The organism is Streptomyces sp. NPDC005303 (genome assembly GCF_040607335.1).
GTDB lineage: Bacteria > Actinomycetota > Actinomycetes > Streptomycetales > Streptomycetaceae > Streptomyces.
This window is the reverse complement of the sequence record NZ_JBEXGM010000005.1, coordinates 328,673-336,942: the sequence shown is the minus strand read 5'-3', so window position 1 is coordinate 336,942 and position 8,270 is coordinate 328,673. Positions and strand designations below refer to the sequence as shown.

Genomic DNA, 8,270 nt, shown 5'->3' with positions numbered 1-8,270 from the left:
GGGCAGTCGGAAGCCGAGGGAGAGGCGGTCGGCGAGCACCGGGCGGGTCAGCCGGGAGAGCGCGCCCAGGAGCGCCGGGTCCAGGCCCAAGGAACCGCTTGCGAAGCGGTTCCTGCGCCCGCGATCGCACCGATCCGTACCTTCATGAGTCGATTGAAGCGTCGGTTTCGAAGCGCTTCGACAACACTCCGCTCTTGTTTCTTGAGAAATCTGTCCGTTACCTTGGCGCACAGGTGAAGCGCTTCGACAGCTGAGCCCCACCCCACGAGAGGACCCACCGGTGTTCCACCAGGATCAGGCGGACGGCGCTCTCGCCAATCCCGTGCTCCCCGGCTTCCACCCCGACCCCAGCGTCTGCCGCGTCGGCGACGACTACTACCTCGCCTGCTCCAGCTTCGAGTACTTCCCGGGCGTCCCTCTCTTCCACAGCCGCGACCTGGTGCACTGGACACAGATCGGCAACGTCCTGGACCGGCCGGGCCAGTTGCGACTGCCCGCAGACATGCCGTCCTCCGGCGGGATCTACGCCCCGACCCTGCGTCACCACGACGGCCGCTTCTGGCTGATCGTCACCAACTGCAGCGAGGGCGGCGGCAACCTGATCGTCACGGCGACCGACCCGGCCGGGCCGTGGTCGGATCCCATCTGGGCGCCGGGTGTACCCGGCATCGACCCCGACCTCGCCTGGGACGAGGACGGCACCTGCTGGTGCACGGTCGCCGGGGTCGGGCAGGTCCGTATCGACCCGTCCACCGGGCAGACGTACGGCACTCCGCACAGGCTCTGGTCGGGCGGCCCCGGCGCCAAGGCTCCGGAGGCGCCGCACCTGTACCGGATCGGCGAGTACTGGTACCTGCTCATCGCCGAGGGTGGCACCGAGCGCGGCCACGGGGTGTCGATCGCCCGCAGCCGTACGCCCAACGGCCTGTTCGAGCCGTGTCCGTCCAACCCCGTCCTCACCCACCGCGGCACCGACCATCCGGTGCAGAACACCGGGCACGCGGACCTGGTCCAAGGCCCCGACGACTCCTGGTGGATGGTTCTGCTCGGCGTACGGCCGCACGGTGGCACCCCAGGCTGGCACGTGCTCGGCAGGGAGACCTTCCTGGCACCCGTGACCTGGGTGGACGGCTGGCCGGTCGTCGGCGAAGTCGCCCTGGAACTGCCCCAGTTGCCCTGGCCTCTCTCCCCCGCTCCCACCGAGGAGCAGCGGGACGACTTCGAGCTCGCGGAACTGCGACCGTCCTGGATCTCCCTGCGCGACCGGCCCGTCGAGCACTGCACCACCAAGGAGCGGCCCGGCTGGCTGACGCTTCGCGCGCGGGGCACCTCCCTGGACGAGCCCGACGTGGTGTTCACGGGCCGGCGCCAGCAGCATCTGTCGTGCCGGGCGCGCACTCTGGTCGACGCGGCGGAGGGAAGCGGTGGCCTCGCCGTCCGGCTCGACGAACGGCACCACTACGCGATCGAGGTGTCCGGCACACGGGTGGAGGTGGTCGCCCGCGTCGGCTCCCTGCGCACGGTCGTGGCCGAGCGAGCGGTGCCCGCCGGTCCCGTGGTCCTCGCCGTCACCATGACGGAACCGCCCTCCCCGCACGGGCCCTGCACCGGACCCGACGTCGTCTCCCTCGGCGTCGAGCAGCCCGACGGCACGTTCGCCGAACTAGCGGCCCTCGACGGCCGCTACCTGTCGACCGAGGTCGCAGGCGGCTTCACCGGCCGGGTCATCGGCATGTACGCCACGGCAGGCACCGTCCACTTCGACTGGTTCGACTACGAACCCCTCGACGGCTGAAACCCGGCCGACCGCGGCGTGGACGTTGCGGCTCGGCCGGTGCCGTCGGTGGTGCGCCGGTGGAACGACAGAGCCTCACTCCAGCCGTGCTCGCGCCCCCGGGGACATGGCCCAGCGGATGGTGTGCGTCAGGAGCAGGCCCGCCGGCCGAACCGTGAGCCCCTCCACGACGGGGAGCCGGGGCAGCCGGAGCACGCTTCGCGCCCACGGGGGCAGCAGCGCGACCGCGTTTGCCGCCAGGACGCCGTAGAACGGCCGCACGGCCAGCGGAACCGGTGGGTGCAGCAGCAGGAACCGGGCGGCGGACCGGGCTTCGGGAGTGGCCCGCAGTTCCGGCTGGTACAGGGCCAACTGATCGGCCAGCGCCCGGCGATCGCGGGGTGGATCGATCACCCCCAGCGCCTCGGCCACCCGTGCGCTGTCGGCCACGTAGTCGTCGTATCCCGCCGCGTCGAGCGGCCGGGCCCCGTAGCGTTCGTGCGCGCGCAGGAAGCTGTCGGTCTCGGCCGCGTGCACCCAGCCCAGCAGATGCGGGTCCGCCGCGTGGTAGGGACGCCCCTCGGACGTCGTCCCCCGCACCCGCTCATGCACAGCGCGCACCCGCGCGACGGCGTCCTCGGCGTCGGAAGCGGTGCCGTAGGTCGTGACGGCCAGGAAGGTGCTGGTGCGCTGCAACCGCCCCCACGGATCACCGCGGAACCCGGAGTGGGCGGACACAGCGGCCATGGCGAGCGGATGCAGGGACTGCAGGAGCAGAGCGCTCAGTCCGCCGATGAACATCGACGCGTCACCGTGGACGGCACGGATGGGACGTTCCGGGCCGAACCACCGGGGTCCGGGAGTCCCGTGGATGCGGGCACGGTTGGCCGGGCCGTCCGGGCCGGCCACTCGCAGGAACACGGCCTTGCCCAGCCGATCACGAAGGTCGGTCATCACCGCCGCACCTCCTTCCCCGGCCCCTGGTGAGCACGCCTGGCCATCCTTCTTCGTCAGCGACCGTGCGTACGGATGCGGGGGCGAGGCGTCACCTGTGCCGGTCTCAGCGGCTGCGTCCCCTGAGCTTGCCGAGGAGTTGCCGAGCCTGCTCTCGGCGACGCGGATCGGCCGAGGCACGGCGCACCTGCTCGGCGGCACGCCGCCCCTGGGGGCTCCTGCTGAACTGCTTGATCTTCTCCAACATGCCAGGCACGACTGTCCTCCCGTGTAGGTCGACGACGACTCCTGTACGACAGAGCCTTCGTACAGACGCGGCTACCCCGCGCCCGGCGTCCCACCCCTGCGGGCTGAGATGTCAGGACGCTCCCGAGGGCAGCGCTTCGGGGCGACGGCGTCGCCGCCGGTGGCGGGGTCAGGGGCTGCTCGTCCGACGCAGGTGCGCGTCGATGAGAGCGAGGGTGGCATCCGGCCGCTCGATGTGCGGAAGGTGGCCGGCCTCGGGGATGACCTCGAGTCGGCCGTTGCCGAACGCGTCGGCGTACGCGGCGCCGTAGGCCGGGGTGACGATGCGGTCGCTCTCGCCCCAGAGCAGAAGGGTGGGCACCTGGATCCGCCCGAGTCGGGACAGCAGCGCCGGGTCATGCATGTAGGGGTCGCCGGCGAAGATGCGCATCGTGGCCATGTTGGCCTGTCTGCGCGCGAGCTCCTCTGCCGGGATGTCGGCCGGAGCGAGGTAGTAGCGGTCGGGATCGTGCCAGGAGTGCTCAGCCACGCCACGGGCGTCGAGGGCGAAGAAGTCGGTGATCGGCTCCGTCTCGACCTGTACGCCCACGGCGTCGATCAGGACAAGGCCGGTGATGATTCCCGCGCTGTCGCGCAGGGCCATCTCCGCGGCCGCCCAGCCCCCGAGGGAGGAGCCGACGACGAGGACGTCACGCAGTCCGCGTTCGCTGAGGACGTGCAGATAGACGCGGGCGAGGTCGCGTATGCCGGTGAGCTGTGCGGGGCGGTGGGTGCCGTCCCAGCCGGGGTGCACAGGCGTGATCGTGTGGGCGGTGCGGGAGAGGTGCCCTGCCAGGCCGGCGACGGTGGCGGGGCCTCCACCACCGTGCAGGACGAGGACCGGCCTGCCCGCTCCGGCCTCGGACAGGGTGAGGGACAGGTCTGCGTATACGGCTGATGCGTCGGTGGTCATGTCCCACACGATAACTAAACATCTTTATATAAGCTAGCTTGGTCGTGCCGTAGACTTGCCTCATGCACGGTGAGCTGCAAGAACTCGGCAGAGCGGTCAAACAGGCCCAGTACCGACAGCACAGGGCTCTCGACGGCGCCCTCCAGGCGGTCGGTACGACACTGGCCCAGTGGGACGCGCTGCGCGCGATCAGCCGCTCCCCGGGGGCGTCCGCGCGCGAGTTGGCCGCTGCGACCTTCCAGACCGAGCAGGCCTTCGGAACGCTCGCCGGCCGTCTCACGGCCCAGAACCTGGTGGAACGCCGACCAGGGCATGGACGGCGCATCGAACATCACCTCACCGCCGTCGGCGAGCAGGTACTGGCGGCCGGCCACAAGGTGGCCGACGAGGTACTCGCCGACTGCTTCTCCGCCTTGCCCGACGCGGACCGCGCAACCCTGCTCGACCTGCTGCAACGCCTCACCGCACAGCGGGACGACAGCTGAGCGGTCAGCCCACTCGGGATCGCCGCCCACCCTTCATCGCGGCCCAACACCCCGGCCCTCCATCCCAGCCCCTGCTCAACCTATCGAGATTCGATAGATTTCCACCGCGATTCGATGGAAGGGTGGGTCATGGGAAAGCTGGCTGTCGGTGCGCTGCGTGCCGTGCTCGTGATGGTGCTCGTCGGCACCGTGCTCGTGCAGGCGTTGATGGTGTGGACGTTGGCCGGCGGGAGGGACCCGGAGGACGGGTCGATCCCGCTGACGGCGATGCGCGTGATCACGATCCTGGGCATGGTGTCGGTCCAGGTCGCCGTGGTGTGTGTAGGACGGCTGGTGACGATGGTGCGACGCGGCACCGTGTTCTCCCACGCCGCCTTTAGGTACGTGGACGGCGTGATCGGCGCGATCGTGGCGGCAGCCCTGGTGTGGTTCGCGGTCACCATCGTCAACGCTCCGGGACAACGGGACGATCCTGGCGTCACCGTCATCATGGGCGGGGTCGGTGTGGCCATCCTGGGGGTCGCGCTCATCGTGCTCGTGCTGCGGATGCTGCTTGCCCAGGCCGTCGCGCGCGACGCCGAGGCGTCGCAGATGCAGGCCGAACTGGCGGAGGTGATCTGATGCCGATCGCCGTGGACATCGACGTGATGCTCGCCAAGCGGAAGATGTCCGTGGGTGAGCTCGCGGACCGGGTCGGGATCACCCCCGCCAACCTGGCCGTGCTCAAGAACGGCCGCGCCAAGGCAGTCCGCTTCGCGACACTCGCCGCGCTCTGCGAGGTGCTCGAGTGCCAGCCGGGTGACCTACTGCGCTGGGAGAACGCGGACGCTGCGGTCGGATGACGTGCCCCGGCGCGGGCGGGTACGCCCGGCCGGAACACACACCTTCTCGTCCGTCCAGGTCGTGAGACCTGGGGTGCAGGCAGGCGTACCTCTGCGGGCGCACGGCGATCACCGGTGTGCGCCGGGCGGGGGAGCAAGACGTCCCCTCGACGGGCGATGTGAGGCCCCGTCAGCTCGCGGGACTCTGGGGAGGCGCCCGCAGAACACGGGCGCCGACCACGAGAAAGGACCAGCGATGAGCCGCATCGCGTCAGCCTCCGCCCGCGTCCGTGTCGCCGCAGGCGCCGTCGTCCTGATCACTGTCGCGTGCACCGCCTCCGCCGCGGCCTTCGGCGCCTCGCCCGGCGCCGCCTCCCCCCACGGTCCACGGGAAGCCGCGGCCCTGACCGGGTCCGCCAAGCTGTCCCGGACACTCGGGGACGACATCACCTTCACCTTCGACGCACATCTCGCCGCCGAGCACCGGATGGACCCGGCGAAGGCCACCGGGACCTTCCGCTTCAGCCACTACCTCGACGGCGAGGGCGCCTGGGCCAAGGGGAGGATCGACTGCCTGGTGACCGGCGGGAAGGTCGCGGTCGCCACCGGTGTCATAACCGGTAGCGACCTGCCGGGAGCGAAGGGCAAGCGAGTGGGCTTCACCGTGCACGATGTGGGCCGCCACGACCGGTTGGGCTACAGCTGGGCCTCCGTGGGCAACCCGGCGGAGACCAAGGACCTTCCCAAGTGCGTGAGTTCGGCTCCGTTCGAGCGCGTGAAGAGCGGCACGGGCGACTTCCGGGTCCTGCCCTGGCAGCCGGACTTCGTCGGGTAGGAGCGGGCCGGGTCTCTTCCGGCGGGTCCGACGGCTGAAGCCGGACAGCGTCCCCGCCCGGCTGGTCCGGCGCCGGTGTGCGGCTGCTGGGGTCAGCGCACCGGGAAGCCGTAGGAGTAACCCTGCTCCTTCAGCCGGGGCAGGATCTGGCGCAGGGCCTCGACGGTCTGGGAACGGTCGCCACCCGCGTCGTGGAAGAGGATGGTCGGGCCACCCGGCAGTTCCTGTTCGACCGTGGCGACGATGGCGTCCGTGCCCGGCCGCTCGAAGTCCTTGGAGTCCACGTTCCAGCCCAGCGGACGCATGCCCCGGGACGCGGCGAGCTTACGGCTGTAAGGAGTGAAGGCACCCCCGGGAGCTCGGTAGTACATCGGCCGTACGCCGCCGGACGCCTCGGTGATCATGCGTTCGGCGTCGAGGATCTGCTGCGACTGATAGGCCTCGGACTTCTTGTCCATGGTGGTGTCGTGGGACACCGAGTGGTCGCACAGCCGGTGCCCGGCGGCGACCACCTGCTTCACCAGGTCAGGGTGGGCCTGCGCCTGCGTCCCGACCATGCAGAACGTGGCCTTGACTCCGTACTGCCGCAGCACGTCGAGCACTTGGGGCGTCCACACGGGGTCGGGGCCGTCGTCGATCGTGATGTTGACGCCGTGCGCACCCTTGTCCGAGGCGTGCACGATGGTCACCGCGACCGGCTTCACCGCACTGCTCGCCGCGGTCGACGTGGTCGCCTTCGGCGAGGTGCCTCCCACCGCGTCGGCCTGCGCGGTCCACACCGAGGCGCCGGCCGCGAGCAACGTCACCCCGAGCGCCGCCCCGAACACCTTGCCGTTCCAGCCCCGCCCGCCGTGCCGTGCCATGTCCGCCCCGCTTCCACACAGTTCTCGTCAATGCCTCGATCACTCCGTGATCACCTGGCAAGACGAGCGACGGCGGCTCCGGGATGCGTCCGTTACCGATCAAGGACAATTCCGGGGGAGTTCGCGGACAACCCGGCCAACAGCGGTCGTAGGCGGGCCGATTGTTCCGCCAGGTGGTGGGGGGCACACCGGCCGCAGCATTCACCTCCATTTCATTGCAACGAACGGGCGAGATGACGTTGCGTTGATCGGAGAAAGGTTGTCATGAACACCCCGTCATCGCGCCGCCGACCGCGCCGACACCGCCGTCGAGATCCGTCCCGCCGCCTCCTCCCGGAGCCGCGATGCCAAGGCCGGCGAGCAGATCGAGGTCACCCACGTCGACGACGGCGTCGTGCGGATCACCGCCCCGGCCGCCAGGAACCGGTACCACCTGCGGGCCAACGCCGCCGCCGCCGAGTTCCGCGCCGCCGGACGCCTCGGCGACGTCGTCTTCGGGGGCGCCCGCGGCCCGGTGAAGATGGACGAGGCCGTCACCGGCGCCCTCACGCTCACCACACCGCCGCCTCCGCCTCCCTCGATGCCGGCACCTCCCACGGCCGCGTCCACAACTCCCTGAAGAACACCGAGGGTTCCGCCGCCGCCCTGACCATCCGCGCCACCACCACCCACGGCGACATCACCACCCGCAGCCTTCTGAAAGGACCAGCCACATGACGTCGCCGCTCATACAGAAGCCCGACGGCGACCCCGGCCGCCCCCGACCCCGTCGCCCCCTTCACACGGTTCGTCGTACTCGGAGGCGGCGTCGGGGTCCTCTCCGGCCTCGCGGTATCACTGCTGGCCATGCCCCTGCCCTGGGCGGTCTCGAACGCGCTCGTCACCGCCGCCTCCACACTGTTGTGCACCGAACTCCACGCCCGCTTCACCTTCAGCACGGGGTGCCGCGCCGGATGGCGCGAGCACTGGCAGTCAGCCGGCTCGGCGACCGCCGCCTATCTGGCAACGAGTGCCGCCGTATACGTCCTTCACCTGGTCCAGCGCCCTCCCCCGGCATGCTGAGCGAGCAGATCGTCTACCTCAGCGCCTCGGGCCTCGCCTGCCTGGGTCGCTTCACCGTCCTGCGCCTCTACGTCTTCGCCGTCCGCCGCGGGCAAGAGGCGGCACGGCCGGGGGTGCCGTCGATGCACCGCTCGACGGTGTTGCAGTGCTGGTAGGCATCCGCGTGGAGGCGACCGACACGGTCCGGTGGATGTCGTCGACGGCGTCGGCACGCTGCCGGTGTCACACCCGCGTGGGACCGTGAGGGGATGGACAAACGGCGTGCGGTCGCGGGCCGG

Annotated in this window: 9 protein-coding genes and 2 pseudogenes; 7 read left to right on the top strand and 4 right to left on the bottom strand. The window is 70.6% G+C overall.

What is annotated here, in order from left to right; all coding sequences use genetic code 11:
- The first annotated feature begins 280 nt into the window (after positions 1–280).
- On the top strand, positions 281–1,795 hold the full coding sequence (locus ABZT93_RS11360; protein ID WP_356102189.1) for a glycoside hydrolase family 43 protein: 1,515 nt from the start codon (positions 281–283) through the stop codon (positions 1,793–1,795).
- A 75-nt stretch (positions 1,796–1,870) separates the two neighbouring features.
- Here the strand turns inward: ABZT93_RS11360 and ABZT93_RS11355 are convergent, their stop codons facing one another.
- The 3 genes from ABZT93_RS11355 to ABZT93_RS11345 form a co-directional block, all read right to left on the bottom strand.
- The gene (locus ABZT93_RS11355; RefSeq protein WP_356102186.1) at positions 1,871–2,728 is read right to left on the bottom strand and encodes an oxygenase MpaB family protein; all 858 of its coding nucleotides are present in this window, start codon (positions 2,726–2,728) and stop codon (positions 1,871–1,873) included.
- A 106-nt stretch (positions 2,729–2,834) separates the two neighbouring features.
- A complete protein-coding gene (locus ABZT93_RS11350) occupies positions 2,835–2,984 on the bottom strand; it encodes a hypothetical protein (RefSeq protein WP_162950992.1) in 150 nt (49 codons plus the stop codon).
- 159 nt (positions 2,985–3,143) lie between these two features.
- Entirely contained in the window at positions 3,144–3,926 is a 783-nt protein-coding gene (locus ABZT93_RS11345) for an alpha/beta hydrolase (RefSeq protein ID WP_356102182.1), read from the bottom strand.
- A 62-nt stretch (positions 3,927–3,988) separates the two neighbouring features.
- On the opposite strand from ABZT93_RS11345, the gene ABZT93_RS11340 reads away from it, so the two are divergent.
- From ABZT93_RS11340 to ABZT93_RS11325, 4 genes are all read left to right on the top strand, one after another.
- The gene (locus ABZT93_RS11340) at positions 3,989–4,411 is read left to right on the top strand and encodes a MarR family winged helix-turn-helix transcriptional regulator (RefSeq protein WP_356102179.1); all 423 of its coding nucleotides are present in this window, start codon (positions 3,989–3,991) and stop codon (positions 4,409–4,411) included.
- A gap of 129 nt (positions 4,412–4,540) precedes the next feature.
- Complete coding sequence (locus ABZT93_RS11335; protein ID WP_356102242.1) at positions 4,541–5,032, top strand: DUF2975 domain-containing protein; 492 nt, start codon at positions 4,541–4,543, stop codon at positions 5,030–5,032.
- Positions 5,032–5,253 (top strand): helix-turn-helix transcriptional regulator, encoded by a 222-nt coding sequence (locus ABZT93_RS11330; RefSeq protein ID WP_356102177.1) that lies wholly within the window; start codon positions 5,032–5,034, stop codon positions 5,251–5,253. The genes ABZT93_RS11335 and ABZT93_RS11330 overlap by 1 nt, the downstream gene beginning before the upstream one ends.
- Before the next feature lie 235 nt (positions 5,254–5,488).
- Complete coding sequence (locus ABZT93_RS11325; RefSeq protein ID WP_356102174.1) at positions 5,489–6,067, top strand: hypothetical protein; 579 nt, start codon at positions 5,489–5,491, stop codon at positions 6,065–6,067.
- A gap of 92 nt (positions 6,068–6,159) precedes the next feature.
- Here ABZT93_RS11325 and ABZT93_RS11320 read toward each other — a convergent pair whose 3' ends face one another.
- Positions 6,160–6,930, bottom strand: coding sequence for a polysaccharide deacetylase family protein (locus ABZT93_RS11320; RefSeq protein WP_356102171.1), 771 nt, complete (start codon positions 6,928–6,930; stop codon positions 6,160–6,162).
- A 283-nt stretch (positions 6,931–7,213) separates the two neighbouring features.
- Between ABZT93_RS11320 and ABZT93_RS11315 the strand changes: the two are divergent.
- Together ABZT93_RS11315 and ABZT93_RS11310 are read left to right on the top strand one after the other, a co-directional pair.
- Positions 7,214–7,647: pseudogene (locus ABZT93_RS11315) on the top strand (hypothetical protein); the annotation flags it as partial.
- Positions 7,648–7,689: 42 nt separating this feature from the next.
- Positions 7,690–8,147: pseudogene (locus tag ABZT93_RS11310) on the top strand (GtrA family protein); the annotation flags it as partial.
- Between the last annotated feature and the right edge of the window lie 123 nt (positions 8,148–8,270).